This is a genomic window from Bradyrhizobium oligotrophicum S58, from assembly GCF_000344805.1.
Classification (GTDB): Bacteria; Pseudomonadota; Alphaproteobacteria; order Rhizobiales; family Xanthobacteraceae; genus Bradyrhizobium; species Bradyrhizobium oligotrophicum.
In genome coordinates, this window is sequence record NC_020453.1 from 747,001 (window position 1) to 764,255 (window position 17,255).

The 17,255-nt window shown below is 65.9% G+C and carries 15 protein-coding genes; 11 read left to right on the top strand and 4 right to left on the bottom strand.

The genetic code is table 11. The features are described 5' to 3' along the window. Nucleotides 1-65: 65 nt before the first annotated feature. The 4 genes from S58_RS03330 (at nt 66) to S58_RS03345 (ending at nt 4,625) form a co-directional block, all read left to right on the top strand. Nucleotides 66-1,460 (top strand): OmpA family protein, encoded by a 1,395-nt coding sequence (locus S58_RS03330; protein WP_015663826.1) that lies wholly within the window; start codon nt 66-68, stop codon nt 1,458-1,460. A 1-nt stretch (nt 1,461) separates the two neighbouring features. Next, on the top strand, nt 1,462-1,767 hold the full coding sequence (locus S58_RS03335) for a hypothetical protein (RefSeq protein ID WP_015663827.1): 306 nt from the start codon (nt 1,462-1,464) through the stop codon (nt 1,765-1,767). Nucleotides 1,768-2,233: 466 nt separating this feature from the next. After that, on the top strand, nt 2,234-3,289 hold the full coding sequence (locus S58_RS03340; RefSeq protein ID WP_015663828.1) for a lysylphosphatidylglycerol synthase domain-containing protein: 1,056 nt from the start codon (nt 2,234-2,236) through the stop codon (nt 3,287-3,289). Between the two features lie 28 nt (nt 3,290-3,317). Continuing rightward, the gene (locus S58_RS03345) at nt 3,318-4,625 is read left to right on the top strand and encodes an ATP-binding protein (protein ID WP_015663829.1); all 1,308 of its coding nucleotides are present in this window, start codon (nt 3,318-3,320) and stop codon (nt 4,623-4,625) included. Nucleotides 4,626-4,759: 134 nt separating this feature from the next. On the opposite strand, the gene S58_RS03350 is transcribed toward S58_RS03345, so the two are convergent. Next, nucleotides 4,760-5,275 (bottom strand): GcrA family cell cycle regulator, encoded by a 516-nt coding sequence (locus S58_RS03350; RefSeq protein ID WP_015663830.1) that lies wholly within the window; start codon nt 5,273-5,275, stop codon nt 4,760-4,762. Between the two features lie 478 nt (nt 5,276-5,753). Between S58_RS03350 and S58_RS03355 the strand changes: the two genes are divergently transcribed. The 3 genes from S58_RS03355 to S58_RS03365 all read left to right on the top strand — a co-directional run bounded on the left by S58_RS03355 (nt 5,754) and on the right by S58_RS03365 (nt 9,258). Then, entirely contained in the window at nt 5,754-6,965 is a 1,212-nt protein-coding gene (locus tag S58_RS03355) for an aspartate aminotransferase family protein (protein WP_015663831.1), read from the top strand. Between the two features lie 8 nt (nt 6,966-6,973). Further along, on the top strand, nt 6,974-7,900 hold the full coding sequence (gene argF, locus S58_RS03360) for an ornithine carbamoyltransferase (RefSeq protein WP_042338642.1): 927 nt from the start codon (nt 6,974-6,976) through the stop codon (nt 7,898-7,900). Nucleotides 7,901-8,262: 362 nt separating this feature from the next. Then, on the top strand, nt 8,263-9,258 hold the full coding sequence (locus S58_RS03365; RefSeq protein ID WP_015663833.1) for an Hsp33 family molecular chaperone: 996 nt from the start codon (nt 8,263-8,265) through the stop codon (nt 9,256-9,258). A gap of 139 nt (nt 9,259-9,397) precedes the next feature. Here the strand turns inward: S58_RS03365 and S58_RS03370 are convergent, their stop codons facing one another. After that, a complete protein-coding gene (locus S58_RS03370; RefSeq protein ID WP_015663834.1) occupies nt 9,398-9,943 on the bottom strand; it encodes a TetR/AcrR family transcriptional regulator in 546 nt (181 codons plus the stop codon). Between the two features lie 75 nt (nt 9,944-10,018). On the opposite strand from S58_RS03370, the gene S58_RS03375 reads away from it, so the two are divergent. Further along, the gene (locus tag S58_RS03375) at nt 10,019-10,984 is read left to right on the top strand and encodes an NAD-dependent epimerase/dehydratase family protein (protein ID WP_015663835.1); all 966 of its coding nucleotides are present in this window, start codon (nt 10,019-10,021) and stop codon (nt 10,982-10,984) included. Between the two features lie 1,019 nt (nt 10,985-12,003). Here S58_RS03375 and apaG read toward each other — a convergent pair. After that, nucleotides 12,004-12,396, bottom strand: a complete 393-nt coding sequence (gene apaG, locus S58_RS03380; RefSeq protein WP_015663836.1) for a Co2+/Mg2+ efflux protein ApaG — start codon at nt 12,394-12,396, stop codon at nt 12,004-12,006. A 361-nt stretch (nt 12,397-12,757) separates the two neighbouring features. Here apaG and S58_RS03385 point away from each other — a divergent pair, with 361 nt between their 5' ends. The 3 genes from S58_RS03385 to S58_RS03395 are packed head-to-tail and all read left to right on the top strand — an operon-like array spanning nt 12,758 to nt 15,965. Then, nucleotides 12,758-14,044, top strand: a complete 1,287-nt coding sequence (locus S58_RS03385) for an OpgC domain-containing protein (protein ID WP_015663837.1) — start codon at nt 12,758-12,760, stop codon at nt 14,042-14,044. Beyond that, nucleotides 14,044-14,802, top strand: a complete 759-nt coding sequence (locus S58_RS03390) for an SGNH/GDSL hydrolase family protein (protein ID WP_015663838.1) — start codon at nt 14,044-14,046, stop codon at nt 14,800-14,802. Before S58_RS03385 ends, S58_RS03390 begins: the two co-directional genes overlap by 1 nt. A 14-nt stretch (nt 14,803-14,816) precedes the next feature. Continuing rightward, the gene (locus S58_RS03395) at nt 14,817-15,965 is read left to right on the top strand and encodes an SGNH/GDSL hydrolase family protein (protein ID WP_042340512.1); all 1,149 of its coding nucleotides are present in this window, start codon (nt 14,817-14,819) and stop codon (nt 15,963-15,965) included. A gap of 81 nt (nt 15,966-16,046) precedes the next feature. Here the strand turns inward: S58_RS03395 and S58_RS03400 are convergent, their stop codons facing one another. Beyond that, nucleotides 16,047-17,255 carry an O-succinylhomoserine sulfhydrylase gene (locus S58_RS03400; protein WP_015663840.1) on the bottom strand — a complete coding sequence of 403 codons (1,209 nt, stop codon included), beginning with the start codon at nt 17,253-17,255 and terminating at the stop codon, nt 16,047-16,049.

Below are 17,255 nucleotides of genomic sequence, written 5' to 3' on the forward strand. Positions count from 1 at the left end.
TTTCCGGTTTGACAGGCATGCAAGGGTTTGTTTTCTCTCTGCTTCCTCGATGCGACGGATGACGAATGCGCGGACTTTTCAGGTGGAGCGGCAAATGGTGGCCCGGCGTCATCCCGTTGATCGTGCTTTGGGGCTTTGCAGCCTGGACCAGCACCGTTCCGCTCGAAAATGATCTCGCCGGCCGCAGTTCGGCTGCCCTCAAGGGCGCCGTCCTCGACCGCACCAACGTCACCGTTGACGGCCGCGACGTCTCTCTGCGCGCCGATGCTTTTTCCGAGGCCGGACGCCGTGACGCCGTCGCCGCCGTCGACTCGGTCGCCGGCGTGCGTCTGGTCAACGATCAGACCCGGCTGGTGCCGGAAGCCAAACCGTTCGTGTGGTCGGCCGAGCGCGACGTCGTCCGGGTGACGCTCGGCGGCAATGCGCCGCTGCCCGCGCTCAAGGGCCGGCTGGCCGAGGCGACGCGCGCGGCGCTGCCCGGCGTCGAGGTGGCGGACCAGATGGGCCTGGCGCGCGGCGCGCCGGCGCGCTTCGAGGATGCGGCGCTGCTGCTGATCGGGCAGATCGGCAAGCTCAAGGACGGCAAGTTCACGATCTCCGACGGCGACGTCGCGCTGACCGGCATGGCGCGCGAGCTGGGTGGCCGCGAAGCCCTCGCCGCGGCACTCGCCAAGCTGCCCGACGGCTTCAAGGTTGCCAGCAACGAGGTCAAGGCGCCGCCCTACATCTTCCAGGCCTACAAGGATCCCGTGGCGGTCACCGTGACCCTGTCCGGCAATGTCCCCGACGAGAACATCCATGCCGTGGTCGTCGGCTCCTCATCGCGCAAATTCTTCAACGAGAAGGTCGTCGACAACCTCAAGAACAGTATCGGCGCGCCGACGAATTTCGTGAACGCGGTGGTGCCGGCGCTGGGCGCGTTGTCGCGGCTGTCGACCGGCACGCTGGTGGTGTCCGACCGTGACATCAAGATTTCCGGCGATGCCCTCTACGACGCCGCCGCCGCCCAGATCCGGACCGGGCTCGCCAAGGATGTCCCGCAGGGCTGGCAGGTGAAGGTCGATATCACCGTGAAGCCGGCGGCCGCCCCGGTCGATCCCACGGTGTGCCAGCAGCTGTTCTCGGACCTGCTCGGCAAGGCGAAGATCCGCTTCGAGACCGACCGCAGCGACCTCGACCGGGATTCTACCGGTCTGCTCGATCGCCTGGTCGAGATCGCCTTCCGCTGCCCCACCGCCAATGTCGAGATCATCGGCCACACCGATGCCGAGGGCGACGCGGCGGCCAATCAGGTGCTGTCTCAGAAGCGCGCCCAGGCCGTGGTCGACTATCTGGTCAAGGCCGGACTGCCGGCCGATCGCTTCAGCGCGATCGGTTATGGCAGCACCCAGCCGATCGCGTCCAACGACACCGGCGAGGGCCGGGCGCAGAACCGGCGCATTGAATTCGTGGTGAGGTGACATGGCCTATCTCGTCGCATTTCACTGGGGCTGGTTGGCCGGCGCGTTCGCCATCGGGCTCGCCATGGGCTGGGTCGCCGTGGTGCATCGGGCGCCGGGCGTGTCACGGCTGCTGACCTGGCTGCTGGCGGCGCTGGCGGTGATCCTGGTGGCGGCCGCCATCGCCTGTCTGGTCCCTGGCCGTGCCGGCTATTGGCTGGAGCTGCTGCTGCTGCTGTTCGTGCCCTACCTCGCCGGCTGCGCGCTGGGCACCTGGCTGCGGGCGCTGGTGGTGACGCGGAGCATGCGGCAGCGATCGGCGGTGTGACCCCGGCCGGGGCTGCTGCGACCTCGTCGCAATCCGGAACATGTGTTCGCGTTCCACCACAGCCCGCACGCGCGAACCTTGGACGCGCTTGCCGCGGCCGCGAGACACGAAGGTTTGACGACGCCCGAGCCTGTCAAAGCGACTTCCGACCATTATCGTCTAGCGATGCGCCACGCCCGTCCCGGTCGACCCCCTGCAATCCCGGAGGTCGCAGCTCCTCACCGAAGTTTAACCCGGGGAGGCGCAGGCTGAATCGGCCACCAGTCTGCCCCATGTGCGGCAAAACGGTGCATCGCATTTCCGCGAAGCCTGCTAAGTATATCCATGCGTACGCTTTTGTTCACACGCCCCGTGTTCCCCAATGCGTCGAAACGCGCTACGAGGGCGTTGTATGCGCACATGACGGGGCGCCCTCCAGGGCGCCCAGTCCCCGGCCGTCGTGATCGGATCACGGTGAGAGGTGTAGATGCTTGAAGCCATACGCAGAGCGGTCACGTTCCTGCGCGAGAAGCAAGTGCTGCACAAGCTTGGCGTGCTGATCAGCATCGCGGTGATCGCGATTGCCTGTTACGTCCTCTACCACATGCTGCGCGGCATCGACACCTACGAGGTGCTCGAGGCCATCAAGAGCACGGAGCCGCACCAGATCGCGCTCGCGGCGCTGTTCGTCGCGGCAGGTTATTTCACGCTGACGTTCTACGATCTGTTCGCGGTGCGCGCGATCGGGCAGGACCACGTGCCCTACCGCATCAACGCCCTGGCGGCCTTCACCAGCTACTCGATCGGCCACAATGTCGGCGCCAGCGTCTTCACCGGCGGCGCGGTGCGCTACCGCATCTATTCGGCCTATGGGCTGAGCGCGATCGACGTCGCCAAGATCTGCTTTCTCGCCGGCCTGACGTTCTGGCTCGGCAACGCCGCCGTGCTCGGGCTCGGCATCAGCTATCATCCGGAGGCGGCGGCCGCGATCGACCAGCTGCCGCCCTCGGTCAACCGCATGGCCGCGATCGCGATCCTCGTCGGGCTGATGGGCTATGTCGCCTGGGTCTGGACCAGGCCGCGCGTGGTCGGCCGCGGGCCCTGGACCGTGGTGCTGCCGGGCGGCCCGCTGACCCTGCTGCAGATCGCGATCGGCATCGTCGATCTCGGCTTCTGCGCGCTCGCGATGTACGTGCTGGTGCCGGACGAGCCCAATCTCGGCTTCGTCGTTGTCGCCGTCATCTTCGTCTCGGCCACCTTGCTCGGCTTCGCCAGCCATTCCCCCGGCGGGCTCGGCGTGTTCGATGCCGCGATGCTGGTGGGGCTCTGGCAGATGGACCGCGAGGAGCTGCTGGCCGGAATGCTGCTGTTCCGGATGCTGTATTATTTGGCGCCCTTCCTCATTTCTGTAATCTTGCTGACGTTTCGCGAGGTTATCCTCAGCGCCAGATCGAAGCGGCTGCGCCAGGCCGCGCTCAGTCTCGATCCGAGCCCCCCGCCTGAAGCGGCTTATGTGAGGAAACGCAGCGATTCCGGCGCCTGACGCGACAATGTGAGAAGAGTAGGACTCGATGGCCCTCGACGCTCCCTCCCACTCTCCTCCGACGATCTTCACCCCCTGGCCGGACCGGCTGCGCCACTCGGCAATCATCCTGCTGGCGGCCGGGCTGGCGCTGGCTGGGCTGGTGCTGCTCGACGAATTGCTGCCGTTCCGGGCGCTGGCGGTATTCTTATGCATCGCCGGGGCGGCTCTGGTGCCGTGGCGGCTGCACGGCGCCGTTGCCAAGCGCGAGGAGGAGCGCCACGCCAACCCGGTCGAGGCGCCCGCGGTCAGTGCCGTGGTCGACGGCATCCCCGATCCCGCCGTGCTGCTCGATCGCGCCGGCCGCGTCATCCACCTCAATGCGGCCGCGGCGCAGCTCGCGCCGGCGCTGCGCAAGGGCGAGCTCGCGCAATTTGCCCTGCGCTCGCCCGAGATCATCAATGCGCTGCGCGAGGCGATCGCCAGCACCGAGACGCGGCGCGCCACCTATCACGACCACGTGCCGGTGGATCGCTGGATGGAGCTGATCATCACGCCGGTCCCGGTTCCCACCGCCTTTGGCGGTGCCGACAAGTGCATGCTGATGACGTTCCACGATCTGACGCCGCTGCGCCGGGTCGAGGAGATGCGCGCCGATTTCGTCGCCAATGCCAGCCACGAGCTGCGCACGCCGCTCGCGGCGCTCTCCGGCTTCATCGATACGCTGCAGGGTCCCGCCAAGGACGATCCCAAGGCGCGCGAGCGTTTCCTCGGCATCATGCACATCCAGGCGACGCGCATGGCGCGGCTGATCGACGATCTGCTGTCGCTGTCGCGGGTCGAGCTGTCGGCGCATGTCCAGCCCCACACCATGGTCGATGTCACCGCCATCATCCGCCAGGTCACAGATGGGCTAGAGTCGCTGGCCAGGGAGCGCCAGGTGGTGATCGAAACCAGCCTGCCGGAGGCGCCGGTGACCATCGCGGGCGACCGCGAGGAGCTGCTGCGCGTGTTCGAGAACCTGATCGAGAATGCGCTGAAATACGGCGCCTCGGGCGGCCGCGTGATCGTGTCGCTGGAGCAGGCCGTCTCCGCCGACAACGCGCCGGAGATCCGGGTCAAGGTGCGCGATTTCGGTCCGGGCATCGCGCCCGAGCACCTGCCGCGCCTGACCGAGCGCTTCTATCGCGTCGATGTCGGCGACAGCCGCGCGCAAGGCGGCACCGGGCTCGGCCTGTCCCTGGTGAAGCACATCCTCAACCGCCATCGCGGCCGGCTCCTGATCGAGAGCGTGCCGCGCAACGGCGCCGCGTTCACGGCGTGCTTTCCGCAGTCGAAACCGGGGCGGGGGACGTAACCGGCGGAGCCATCGGCTGCCCGGCACGAGGCCGGGCTCATTGCCGTCACGGGTTGTTAGTTGAAGCCCGGGCCGGTTGACGCTCGAAAGCTAGGCGATGCGGACCGTCCTCATCGCCCATCGCCGCCCGGCGCTCAGCGCGGGCTCGACTTCGCCGGCTGACGGCGGCGGTCGGCCGCGGGCTGATAGGCGACGCGCGAATGCTGCGCGCAATAGGGCAGGCCCGAGAGTGCCTTGCCGCCGCAGAAGAAGAAATCCGGGCTCGAGGGATCGCCGACCGGCCAATGGCAGGTCGCCTCGTTGAGCTCCAGCAGCGACAGCCGCTGGTTCATCGGCACGACGTTGTCGAATGCAACCGGATCGGGCTCCGCCTCGACCTCGAAAACCTGTGCGAGCGCGGTGTTGCCGCGCGCGACCGGACGGGTCACCCGCATCATCGGTTGGGCCGGACGGGCCGCCTTGCGCTGGCGCGGTGCCGCGGTGGCCGGGCTCTTGGCGCGGCCGGACAGGCCCAGCCGGTGCACCTTGCCGATCACGGCGTTGCGGGTCACGTTTCCGAGTTCCGCGGCGATCTGGCTGGCCGATAGTCCGGCCTCCCAGAGTTTTTTCAGCTGCTCGACGCGATCGTCGGACCAGGTCAATACCGTCATCGAACCTTTCCCTTCGCGTTGCGCCGGCCAATTCTGGGACGGCGCTGCGATATCTGTCTCAAGAAATTCCCTGACGGCAGAATCCCTTATCCCTCGCCGGGCGCGCACGAAGCACCCGGACGTTACGCGAACAAAGAAACTCCTAGAGGGATCAGTACTGCCGCACGAGATGTCGTACTCGACGTTGAAAACGCTACAATATGGCGTGACTCTCGCGCAAGAGTCGGTGGCCACAGTCCACACATTCCGTGGTTCCATTTGGCGCGTCTCGAGACGTGTCATGCGCCCGCAATCTCACGGGCCTGTGCCTGCGCCGATCAGCTGGCGCGTAGTTGACTCCAAGCGCTGCCCGCATACAATAGGTGCACGTGCCGCCTTGAAAAGGCGGCACATTTTGTTTTCCAGGGTGGGGTCCCTGATGCGCGATGACGCCGCATGGCGCGTGTCTCGGCCAGCCCGTCAGCTCATGTGATCCGCCATGACAAGTGTTGCTGCTACGCATCTCCTCCCCGTATTCGCCCGGGTCGATCTTTCTTTCGAGCGCGGCGAAGGCGCGTGGCTGATCGCAACCAATGGCGATCGCTATCTCGACTTCACCTCCGGCGTCGCCGTCAATTCGCTCGGCCATGCCCATCCGCATCTGGTTCAGGCGCTGCAGGAGCAGGCGACCAAGCTCTGGCACATGTCGAACCTGTTCAAGAGCCCGGATGGCGAACGGCTCGCAACGCGGCTCTGCGAGCAGAGCTTCGCCGACTACGTCTTCTTCGCCAATTCCGGCGCCGAGGCGATGGAAGGCGCGATCAAGATCACGCGCAAATATCACGCCGCCAAAGGCCATCCCGAACGCTACCGTATCATTACCTTTGAAGGCGCGTTCCACGGCCGCACGCTGGCGACGCTCGCCGCGACAGGTTCCGCCAAGTATCTCGATGGCTTCGGTCCGCCGATGGACGGCTTCGACCAGGTTCCGTTCGGCGACATCGAAGCGGTGAAGAAGGCAATCGGTCCGCACACCGCCGGCATCCTGGTCGAGCCGGTGCAGGGCGAGGGCGGGGTGCGTACCGCGCCGCTGCCGTTCTACAAGGCGCTGCGCCAGCTCTGCGACGACAACGGACTCTTGCTCGTCATCGACGAGGTCCAGACCGGCATGGGCCGCACCGGCGATCTGTTCGCGCATCGCTGGCTCGGTGTGACGCCGGACGTGATGTCGCTGGCCAAGGCGCTCGGCGGCGGCTTTCCCATCGGCGCCGTGCTCGCGACGGCCGAGGCGGCGTCCGGCATGACGCCGGGCACGCACGGCTCGACCTTCGGCGGCAATCCGCTGGCGGTGGCCGCGGCCAATGCCGTGCTCGACGTGATGCTGGCGCCGGGCTTCTTCGATCACGTCCGCAAGATGTCGCTGCTGCTCAAGCAGAAGCTCGCGTCCGTCGTCGATCGTCATCCCGACATCATCTCCGAGATCCGCGGCGAGGGGCTGCTGGTCGGCATCAAGGCCGTGGTGCCGTCGGGCGATCTGGTCGCGGCGCTGCGTGACCAGAAGCTGCTGACGGTCGGCGCCGGCGACAACGTCGTGCGCTTCCTGCCGCCGCTGATCGTCAATGAATCCGAAATCGAACAATCGGTCGAGATGCTCGATCGCGCCTGTACGGCGCTGTCGGGCGGCCATGGGAAGCAGGCGGTCGCATCATGAGCAGGACCATGGGCAATACGCCGCGTCATTTCCTCGATCTCACCGAGATGCCGGTCGAGGAGCTGCGCAACGTGCTGGCGCTGTCCAGCGCGATGAAGAAGAACTTGAAGGCGCGCGAGCCAGCGAAGAAGCCGCTCGACGGCAAGGTGCTGGCGATGATCTTCGACAAGCCGTCGACGCGCACCCGCGTGTCGTTCGACGTCGGCATGCGCCAGCTCGGCGGCGAGGCGATCATGCTGACCGGCACCGAGATGCAGCTCGGCCGCGGCGAGACCATCGCCGACACCGCGCGCGTGCTGTCGCGCTATGTCGACGCCATCATGATCCGCATCCTCAGCCACGAGGCGCTGCTCGAGCTCGCCGCGCACGCCACCGTGCCCGTGATCAACGGCCTGACACGGCGCTCGCATCCCTGCCAGGTGATGGCCGACGTGATGACGTTCGAGGAGCATCGCGGCTCGATCGAGGGCCGCACCGTGGCCTGGACCGGCGACGACAACAACGTGCTGGCCTCCTGGGCGCATGCCGCCGAGCGCTTCAAGTTCCGCCTCAACGTCGCCACCCCGCCGCAGCTGTCGCCCGGCAAGCCGATGAAGGATTTCATCCGCGCCACCAGGGCCGACATCAAGCTCGGTCATGATCCGGAGGAGGCGGTGACCGGCGCCGACTGCGTCGTCACCGACACCTGGGTGTCGATGGGCGACAAGGACGGCGAGCATCGCCACAATCTGCTCAAGCCCTATCAGGTCAACGCCCAGCTGATGGCGCGCGCCAAGCCCGAGGCGCTGTTCATGCACTGCCTGCCGGCCCATCGTGGCGAGGAGGTCACCGACGAGGTGATCGACGGCCCGCAATCGGTGGTCTTCGACGAAGCCGAGAACCGCCTGCACGCCCAGAAGGGCATCCTGGCGTGGTGCTTCGGCGAGCGGGCGTAGGGTCTGATAGCGCCACACCACCGGTGTCGTCCCGGACAACCGAGCGCAGCGAGGGCAGATCCGGGATCCATACCGCTTGATCGTAGTGATTTGCACCGGTGGTCGTTGCTCTGCGTAGTTGGCGTCTTCGCCGTTCGCAGGTCAGGGCTTTGCGTCAGTCGACGGTCGGGCGAGCCAGTGGGCTTGCCGACATTCCACCGTCGTCCCGGCTTTGAGCCGGGACCTATACACCGCCGTCCCATGAGACGATCCACTCCTACCGCCGTCCCTCGATAGCATCCGCGGTATGGGTCCCGGCGTTCGCGGGGACGACAGCCGGAGAATGCCCTTCCATTCGTGCCAATAAACCCCAAATAGGCGCCATGACAGGTTCTTCCCCCGACACCAACATCAATCTCGACACCAGCCGCATGCCCTCGGCCGTGCCGGTCGATGACGCCGTGCTGCCGTTCGAGGTTGCCGCGCTCGACCTGCGCGGCCGGCTCACCCGCATGGGGCCGGCGCTCGACGACATTCTCACCAAGCACGCCTATCCCGCTCCCGTGGGCAAGCTGCTCGGCGAAGCCATCGTGCTGACGACCTTGCTAGGCACGTCCCTGAAATTCGACGGCCGCTTCATCCTGCAGACCCAGACCGACGGCCCGGTGTCGTTCCTGGTGGTCGACTTCCAGGCGCCCGACCGTCTCCGCGCCTATGCGCGCTACGACGAGGCGAGGCTGGCGGAGGCCAAAGATTCCGGCGGCCTGCTCGGCAAGGGCCATCTGGCGATGACCATCGACCAGGGCGCGGACATGAGCCGCTATCAGGGTCTCGTCGCGCTCACCGGCGGCAGCCTGGAGGAGGCCGCGCACGAATACTTCCTGCGCTCGGAGCAGATCCCGACCCGCGTGCGCCTCGCCGTCGGCGAGGAGTGGAGCGGCGGCAAGCACCGCTGGCGCGCCGGTGGTCTGCTGACGCAGTTTCTGCCGAAGGCGCCCGAGCGCCTGCGTCAGGCCGACCTGCATCCGGGCGATGCGCCCGAGGGCACCGAGCTGCATGCGGTCGAGGAGGACGAGGCCTGGGTCGAGGGGCAGTCGCTGGTCGCGACCGTCGAGGACGTCGAGCTGATCGATCCGGCGCTCTCAGGCGAGCGGTTGCTGTACCGCCTGTTCCACGAACGCGGCGTCCGCGTGTTCGATCTGGTACCGCTGCAGGCACGCTGCTCCTGCTCGCGCGACGCGGTCGCCAACATGCTGAAGAGCTTCTCGGCCCAGGACCGCGCCGACATGGTGAAGGACGACAAGGTCGTCGTCACCTGCGAGTTCTGCTCCTCGGTCTATCAGTTCACCCCACACGAAGCCGGCGTGACGGAGAACTAGGCCGTCGATTCACGATGTGTCGGCGCGGCCGGAGTGATCGGCCGGCCGGCGATGCGCCAGCAAGCGGTGCCGCAAGGCCCGATGCGCCTCAGGTGCCTTCCGCTGACGCGAGCTGTCGATGCGATAAGATGGAATCGCATCACCCACCCGTTTTCACGAACCTCGCGACGAGCGCATCCAGCAGTATGTCACTCGACCGCTTGATCTCGGCGGCCGGTACGTCCTGCAAGAACAGACTCTGAATGCCGTTCGAGGCTGCCCAGATGGTTCGTGCCGCCGTATCCACGTCAGTCGTCAAACGCCCTCGGGCTTCAAGCCGCTCGACCACCGCCCGCATGAGTCCGAAAGCCTCTTTGGACGCGCCTGGGTCCGAGCGGGTGTAGTCGATCATCATGCGGAACAGTTTTGGCCGTTCGAGTGCGAAGGCGATCCAGCCGTTCCAGCCCCGCTTCAGATCGGCCAGGGCGTCGGCGGTCTGACGGTTGGTCCGCTTCTGTGCCATGAACGTTTCGACCCCCCGCATGACCACGGCACGTAGCAATCCGCGCTTGTCGCCGAAGTGGTGATAGAGCGTTGGCGCGGTGACGCTCGCCGCTTGGCACACGGCCCGCGTCGTCACGGCTTCGGGTCCCTGTTGTTCCAGGATTTCGGAGGCAGCTGACAGAATTTGATCTTCGGTCGACATCGACATTCTCAGAAGGGGCTTGCATGAGACTATAGCGATGCTATATGCGGTATATAGCAACGCTATAGAGGTAGCATGAAAAACGTCTTTGTCACAGGCGGCTCTGGCTTCGTCGGCAAGCGCCTCATTGCGCGGTTGCGGGATATGAATGCACATGTGGTCGCGCTGGTTCGTACGGACAAGGCGGCGGCCGTCGAGGCTCTGGGCGTTTCGGCCTGTCGGGGCGATCTTCAGGACGAGACCGCGCTGACAAAGAGCATGCAGGGATGCGACACGGTCTTTCACATAGCCGGGCACTTGAGCGAGTGGGATCCTCATGCGTTGTTTCGCGAGGTCAACGTCGCCGGCACGCGCACGATGCTGGCCGCCGCCAAGGCGGCTCGCGCATCGACCTTCATCGCCGCGGGAGCTGCCGCGGTGGTGATGGGACGTCCGAAGCCGATGAGGGACGTCACGGAGGATGCGACGCTGCAAGGGCCGTCCTGGGCACCCTACATCGCGACCAAGGCGGAAGCCGACGAGATGGTGCGTCAGGCAAACACGGCGGCGTTTCGCACTATCGTGGTCCGGCCGCCGCTGATCTGGGGCGAAGGGATGCCGATGCTCGATGCCATGGTCGAGACCGCGAAGGCGGGTCATTTCGCGCTGCCCGACGGCGGCGGTCAGGTCATGTCCACCAGCCACGTGGATAATGTCGTCGCATGCCTGCTGTTGGCAGCCGAAAAAGGCCGGGGCGGGCAGGCCTACCATGTGTCCGACGGGCAGGCCGGCACGCTCCAGCAGGTCATCGCCGATCTGCTCGGCACGCGGGGCGTTCCACCGGTCCAAAGGTCCGCACCGTTCGGCATCGCCTGGCGTATGGCGGCCGTCATGGAGACCGTCTGGCGCCTGTTTCGTCTGCGCTCCAAGCCGCCGATCACGCGCCAGACACTGCGCCTGATCGGCCAGGATTTCACGCTCGATATCAGCAAGGCGCGAAACGACCTCGGTTACACCCCGGTCGTGACCTGGGCCGAAGGCATCGCACGCATGCGAGGATGATCGAGGGGCGTTGCGCTGGATGCGGCACCGTAGCCGCGATGGCGTCGCCGAGCGTATTGGACGACTCGATCGAGCGGATCGCAGAAAGTTCTGCGCTACGATGCGGCGCGACTTGTCGTTCGCCAGTGCGTAAGGTGGGCAAGGCGATGCCGTGCGCCCGCCGGACGCAGGTGATCGCGTGCCCACGAATCGCGAGCAGTGGTCGCGGGCGGTGGGCACGGCGCCGTGCACCTGTGCCTCTATCGTCGATCTTACGAGAGCCTTTGCCCGCCCTACGGTTCGGTGCTTCGTCGCTATGAGTTCATCTTGGATCGCGCCGGCCGCTTTGCCCGTCGCGCTACTCTGTCGCAGCAACAAACAGCTTGTGCCGTCGGGCAAATCACTGGCACATTTCCGCGCGTCCTGTTGCCGCATGAGGGGCGTTTCGCGACCGTCACGGACCGTTGGCAGTGGGATGCGATGGGCGTGCGTCGTTGCAGCGTGGATCAGTCTGCGCGGACGAACGGCGATGCACGTACGGTCAAGTCGCGCGGTCCTGATATCCCGACGCTGATATCAACTCACGTTGAGGCTTCGCTTCGCGTGGGGATGGTGGCCAACAAGCCCGGCGCACCAGGGAGAACGCGAAGCAGCCGTTAAAGCCGTTGCGCAGGGAGGGCCGGGTCTGTCCGGCTGAACCTGTGGTACCTGCCGCCTGCATTTTTTCGCAGGCGGGCCACGGGCCTCAGCCGAGGCCCGGCCTTCCCTGCGCCCTCTATTTGCAGAGGGCGGACGAATGGACAAAGCTCGGGCGCGGAGTGCGTCGCGAGAACGCGATGGGATGACTGCGAGTGAGAGGCTGTAGCGTCGCGCCTCGTTCCGCCGTCCTGCCCCGCGCAAGCGGGGCATCCAGTACGCCGAGGCCACTCGGTCGATCACTGCTGTCTCGGAATACTGGATCGCCCGGTCAAGCCGGGCGATGACACCGGAGGATCTGGCGAAATGGCCCACTTGGCTGATCGAACGAGACGCCGCCGCTGCTAGTTCAACACCCGCTTGCCCTCGGGGCTGTCCAGCGAGAACGCGGGCACCGCAATGTCGAACTGCTCGCCGCTGTCGCTCTCCATCTGGTAGGAGCCGGACATGAAGCCGGAGGCGGTGGTGAGCGGGACGCCGGAGGTGTATTCGAAGCGCTCGCCGGGGGCGAGCACCGGCTGCTCGCCGACCACGCCTTCGCCGCGGACCTCCTGCTGCCGGCCGACGCCGTCGGTGATGATCCAATGCCGGCTGCGCAGCCGCACGGTCTCCTCGCCGGTGTTGGTGATGACGACGGTATACGACCAGAACCAGCGGCCATCCGCGACCGACGATTTCTCGGGCAGGAAGTTCGGTTCGACGGTCACTTCGATGTGGCGAGTCACGGCGCGGTACATGGGTGCATTGTAGCGGAAACTTGTCTGCGAACCAATCGTGACGCCATCGTGCTTTCAACACAGTTCCGGATTATGGCACCAGAATCGCGGACTCCGCTCTCCGCATGCATGATCCCGCTTGGCTGCGCCGGACGGGGCCGCACGGGCGCCGACGCATGCAAGTGGTGAATGACGAGAGTTGTGCGTTACGCAATTGCCACCGGCCCTTGGACCGCTTCCCGGGGCGGCGGCGTGTTGGGACCGGCGTCGAAAAACTGGGCACCGCCCAGCTGATAAGTCCTTCATCGCTTGCGCAGAAATTGCGCAGCCCTACATTCCCTCTGCCGGGCCCCTCGGGCTGGCAGCCTTGACGTGGTGCCTGATGACGTCGATTGCCGATCGCCTTGCCGGACCGTCCGTTCCCGGAGCCGCTGCCGCGCCTGCGCAGGCCGCGGAGACTCCCGCGGCTGCGAGCACGGCTGCGCCGGCCACCACGGCTGCGCCGGCGATCACCTTTCCCGCCGTCGGCGAGCGCGAGCTGCGGCTCGATCTGTTCCGCGGGCTGGCTTTGTGGCTGATCTTCATCGATCATTTGCCGCCGAACCTGCTGACCTGGTTCACGATCCGGAATTACGGATTTTCCGACGCGACCGAAATCTTCATCTTCATCTCCGGCTACACCGCGGCGTTCGTCTATGGGCGGGCGATGCAGGACGCCGGCTTCATCGTCGCGACCGCGCGCATCCTGCGCCGGGTCTGGCAGATCTACGTCGCGCACGTCTTCCTGTTCACGATCTTCCTCGCCGAAATCTCCTACGTGGCGACCAGCTTCGAGAACCCGCTCTACACCGAAGAGATGGGGATCATGGACTTCCTGAAGCAGCCGGACGTGACCATCGTCCAGGCGCTGATCCTGCGCTTTCGGCCGGTCAACATGGACGTGCTGCCGCTCTACATCGTGCTGATGCTGTTCCTGCCGCTGATCCTGTGGCTGATGCGCTGGCGCCCCGACGTGACGCTCGCGCTGTCCGTCGTGCTCTATGCGGTCACCTGGGAATTCGATCTCTATCTGACGGCGTATCCGAACGGCTTCTGGGCGTTCAATCCGTTTGCCTGGCAGCTGTTGTTCGTATTCGGCGCCTGGTGTGCGCTCGGCGGCGCCAGGCGCATGTCGCGCATCCTCAATTCACCGATCACGCTCGGCATCTGCGTCGTCTATCTGGTCGCGGCGTTCTGCGTGACCCTGACCTGGTACATTCCGCAGCTCGGTCACCTGATGCCGCGGCGAATCGAGCAATGGATGTATCCGATCGACAAGACCGACCTTGACGTGTTGCGCTTCGCGCATTTTCTCGCACTCGCAGCACTCACCGTGCACTATCTGCCCAAGGATTGGCCGCTGCTGAAGTCGCGCTGGCTGCGTCCGCTGATTGTTTGCGGGCAACACTCGCTGGAGATCTTCTGTCTCGGCGTGTTTCTGGCGTTTGCGGGCCACTTCGTCCTTGCCGAAGTGTCCGGGGGCGCCATGATGCACGCGATGATCAGCCTTTGCGGCATCCTCGCCATGTGGGGAGTTGCCTCGCTGATTTCGTGGTACAAGCGTGAGGCCGACAAGGGTGCAGCGCGAAAGACGGTGCGCACCAACGCCGATATGGCGGGAGGGGGCTGATGAAGTCCGTCTCGTGGTTAAGGTTTGGTATCGTGGCGCTGGCGGTCTCGCTGGCAGCGTCCGCGCGCGCCGAAGATGCGCCGCCGAGCTGCGAGGTGCCGGCCTACCTGCTGACCACCGAGAGCCCGCTCCCAAGGGTTGCAGAGGCCGTCAAGAGCGGCCGTACGCTCGACATTCTGGTCGTCGGAAGCCGCTCCTCGGCGATCGTCAGTGCGTCCGATGCCAATGCCTACCCCGCCCGGTTGCAGGCAGCGCTGAAGGACAAGCTGCCTGCGGTCACCGTCAACCTCAGCGTCGAGCTGCAGCCGAAGAAGACGGCAGAGGAAATCGCCGGCAATCTCGTTAAACTGGTGGAAGGAAAACGGCCTAATTTGGTCATCTGGCAAACCGGCACGGTCGACGCCATGCGGTCCATCGATCCTGATGAGTTCCGTCAGGCGGTGAACGACGGTGTCGCCACGCTGCAGAACGCGGGGGCTGACGTCATCTTGATGAACCTGCAATACAGCCCGCGGACGGAGACCTTGATTTCCGTGCCGCCCTATATCGACAACATGCGGGTTGTGGCGCAGCAGCGCGACATTCCGCTGTTCGATCGCTTTGCCATCATGCGGCAATGGAACGAGCAGGGCGATTTCGACCTGTTCAATCCGACGCATGGGATCGAGCTGGCCAAGCAGGTTCATGACTGTCTCGGCCGGGCGCTGTCGAAGTTCATCATCGACGCAGCGCATGTCGGGCCGGCTCAGCAGAACTAGGATTTGTTGTGTTCATGACGTTCAAGTGTCGTCGCGTATCTGGGACATGGGAGAGGCTCTCGGCAGTTGCTGCAATGGCGCTCGCTCTCTCGGTGAGCCCGTACATCGTCCATGCAGAGAGCGCGATGGAGGCGGTCGCCTCCCCTCATGCCGACGCTTCGCCGATCAGTGAGCTCCGGCCGACCATCGGCCACATCGCGGTGGCCCAGGCAGGCAATCAGCAGGGGGCCGGACAGGTCGCAGCCGTGCGTTCGACGCCGACGACCACTCAGCCTTCGGCGGCGATGACGCAGGCGACGCCGACGCCTGCCGCGACCAATGCGCCGCCTGCGGCCGCGCAGTCCATCGCCGCCGCGCCTCCGCAGTCGCGGAGCATCACCGAGCGCGCGATCGACAAGGTCAAGCAGGTCGCCAAGTCCGCGTCCGACATCTTCAACCGGGTGCCGTGCCTGCCGCCGAAGGGCGTCGCGAAGAAGAACTTCATCTCGCTGCCGCATGTCGCCAACAAGCTCGCTTCCGGCCTGCCGGTCGTCATCGTCGCGTTCGGCTCGTCATCGACGCAGGGCTATGGCTCGAGCGGACCGGACTACACCTACCCGAACCGGCTCGCCGCGCAGCTGCGCCGGCAATATCCGATGGCCGACATCAGCGTCATCAATGCCGGCGTCGGCGGCGAGGACGCGCCCGAGATGATGAAGCGGCTGGAGACCGCGGTGATCGACCGTCACCCGGATCTTGTGATCTGGCAGGTCGGCACCAATGCCGTGCTGCGCGATCTCGATCCCGCCGAGACCGCCAAGCTGGTCGACGACGGCGTCGCCAAGATCCAGGCGGCGGCCTCCGACGTCGTGCTGGTCGACCTGCAATATTCGCCGCGCGTCAATGAGCGGTCGGAGAACGCCAGCCGCATGAACAAGCTGCTCGGCCACATCGCCGAGCTGCATCACGCCGGCATCTTCCCGCGCTTCGAGGTGATGCGCGACTGGCACGAACGGCAGGCGATCCCGATAAACGAGTTCGTCATCGCCGACGGCCTGCACATGAGCGATTGGGGCTACGCCTGCTTCGCCCAGCTGCTGGGCGACGACATCATCCGGTCGGTCGGCCAGGTCAAGCTCGGCATCAACGGACCGGCCGACGTGCTGACCTATCGGCCGATGTGACGAGGGCGAATGGCGAGGTGGGAATAGCGAATAGGGATGGGATCTCCTACTCGCTACTCGCTACTCGCTATTCGCCATCCGCTACGCCGCCGCCAGGGCGGCGTCGAGATCCGCGATCAGATCATCTGGATGCTCCAGGCCCGCCGAGAAGCGGATGAAGCCTTCGCTGATGCCGAGTTCGGCGCGGGCCTCCGGCGACAGCCGCTGATGCGTCGTCGTCGCGGGATGCGTGACCAGCGTCTTGGCGTCGCCGAGATTGTTGGAGATGCGCGCGAGCCTCAAACCGTTGAGCGTGCGGAACGCGCCGGCCTTGCCGCCCTTGACCTCGAAGCCGACCAGCGTCGAGCCGGCACGCATCTGCTTGCGCACGGTCGCCGCCTGCGGATGGTCCTCGCGGCCGGGATAGATCAGCCGCGAGACCTTCGGATGCGCGGCGAGGAAGTCCGCGACCTTGCCCGCCGTCTCGGTCTGCGCGCGCACCCGCACCGCCAGCGTCTCCAGGCCCTTGAGCAGGACCCAGGCGTTGAACGGCGAGATCGACGGGCCCGTCTGGCGCATGAAGTTGTGGATGTGCTCGGCGATGAACGCCTCCGACGACAGGATCACGCCGCCAAGGCAACGGCCCTGGCCGTCGATGTGCTTGGTCGCGGAATACACCACGACGTCAGCGCCGAGCGCGAGCGGACTCTGCCAGATCGGCGTCGCGAACACGTTGTCGACGATCAGCCGCGCGCCATGGGCGTGGGCAATCTCGGCGATCGCGGGAATGTCCAGCACGTCGAGCGTCGGGTTGGTCGGGCTCTCGAGGAAGAACGACTTGGTGTTCGGCCTGACGGCCTTCTGCCACTGGTCGAGATCCAGCCCGTCGATCAGCGTCGACTCGATGCCGTAGCGCGGCAACAGGTCCTCGACCACGTAGCGGCAGGAGCCGAACAGCGCCTTGGCCGCAACGACGTGATCGCCGGCCCGCAAGGGAGCCAGGATCGCGGTGGTGACGGCCGCCATGCCGGTCGCCGCCGAGCGGCAGGCCTCGGCGCCTTCGAGTTCGATCATGCGGCGCTCGAACATCGCCGTGGTCGGGTTGGAGAAGCGCGAATAGATGAAGCCGGGATCCTCGCCCTTGAACCGGGCCTCGCATTCCTCGGCGGTGGCGTAGACGAACCCTTGCGTCAGGTAGAGCGCCTCGGCGGTCTCGCCGAATTCGGAACGCAAGGTGCCGGAATGCACCAGCCGGGTTTCAGGACGGTAGTGGGCGAACGACGCCGGGGCCTTCGCGGGGGACTTCGACAT

Excerpts from the sequence above, each read along its gene's own strand:
- S58_RS03330 (WP_015663826.1), top strand. The coding sequence starts at position 66 with ATGCGCGGACTTTTCAGGTGGAGCGGCAAATGGTGGCCCGGCGTCATC.
- S58_RS03335 (WP_015663827.1), top strand. The coding sequence starts at position 1,462 with ATGGCCTATCTCGTCGCATTTCACTGGGGCTGGTTGGCCGGCGCGTTC.
- S58_RS03340 (WP_015663828.1), top strand. The coding sequence starts at position 2,234 with ATGCTTGAAGCCATACGCAGAGCGGTCACGTTCCTGCGCGAGAAGCAA.
- S58_RS03345 (WP_015663829.1), top strand. The coding sequence starts at position 3,318 with ATGGCCCTCGACGCTCCCTCCCACTCTCCTCCGACGATCTTCACCCCC.
- S58_RS03350 (WP_015663830.1), bottom strand. The coding sequence starts at position 5,275 with ATGACGGTATTGACCTGGTCCGACGATCGCGTCGAGCAGCTGAAAAAA.
- S58_RS03355 (WP_015663831.1), top strand. The coding sequence starts at position 5,754 with ATGACAAGTGTTGCTGCTACGCATCTCCTCCCCGTATTCGCCCGGGTC.
- argF (WP_042338642.1), top strand. The coding sequence starts at position 6,974 with ATGGGCAATACGCCGCGTCATTTCCTCGATCTCACCGAGATGCCGGTC.
- S58_RS03365 (WP_015663833.1), top strand. The coding sequence starts at position 8,263 with ATGACAGGTTCTTCCCCCGACACCAACATCAATCTCGACACCAGCCGC.
- S58_RS03370 (WP_015663834.1), bottom strand. The coding sequence starts at position 9,943 with ATGTCGACCGAAGATCAAATTCTGTCAGCTGCCTCCGAAATCCTGGAA.
- S58_RS03375 (WP_015663835.1), top strand. The coding sequence starts at position 10,019 with ATGAAAAACGTCTTTGTCACAGGCGGCTCTGGCTTCGTCGGCAAGCGC.
- apaG (WP_015663836.1), bottom strand. The coding sequence starts at position 12,396 with ATGTACCGCGCCGTGACTCGCCACATCGAAGTGACCGTCGAACCGAAC.
- S58_RS03385 (WP_015663837.1), top strand. The coding sequence starts at position 12,758 with ATGACGTCGATTGCCGATCGCCTTGCCGGACCGTCCGTTCCCGGAGCC.
- S58_RS03390 (WP_015663838.1), top strand. The coding sequence starts at position 14,044 with ATGAAGTCCGTCTCGTGGTTAAGGTTTGGTATCGTGGCGCTGGCGGTC.
- S58_RS03395 (WP_042340512.1), top strand. The coding sequence starts at position 14,817 with ATGACGTTCAAGTGTCGTCGCGTATCTGGGACATGGGAGAGGCTCTCG.
- S58_RS03400 (WP_015663840.1), bottom strand. The coding sequence starts at position 17,255 with ATGTCGAAGTCCCCCGCGAAGGCCCCGGCGTCGTTCGCCCACTACCGT.